Origin of the sequence: Halalkalibacter lacteus, assembly GCF_036663595.1 — a bacterium.
Classification (GTDB): domain Bacteria; phylum Bacillota; class Bacilli; order Bacillales; family Bacillaceae_D; genus Halalkalibacter; species Halalkalibacter lacteus.
Window position 1 is genome coordinate 1 of the sequence record NZ_JAWRVL010000484.1, and the last position, 232, is coordinate 232.

The window sequence follows — 232 nt, forward strand, 5'->3', positions numbered from 1 at the left end:
GACCTGATACCCCTCCTGCTCGCCCGGCGGCAGCGGTGCGTCGGTCATAATCTCAAACCGATGCAGCGCCTTGTCAGCCAGCAGCGCGGCGATGATCTCAGCTCCCCTCGCCCGCGTCTGGGCGTCGTGGCTGTCGAGCATCTTCCGAACGGCGGGCCGAAGCTGGGCAATGTGAAAGCGTAGCGTGGTGATGAGTTGGTCGCGGCTGATCTGGCGCATTGTTCCCCCCTTC

Annotated in this window: 1 protein-coding gene; it reads right to left on the reverse strand. The window is 64.7% G+C overall.

What is annotated here, in order from left to right:
• A partial coding sequence (locus tag SAZ04_RS23105) for a hypothetical protein (protein WP_332700154.1) occupies positions 1 to 219 on the reverse strand: 219 nt, incomplete at its 3' end.
• Positions 220 to 232: the final 13 nt, after the last annotated feature.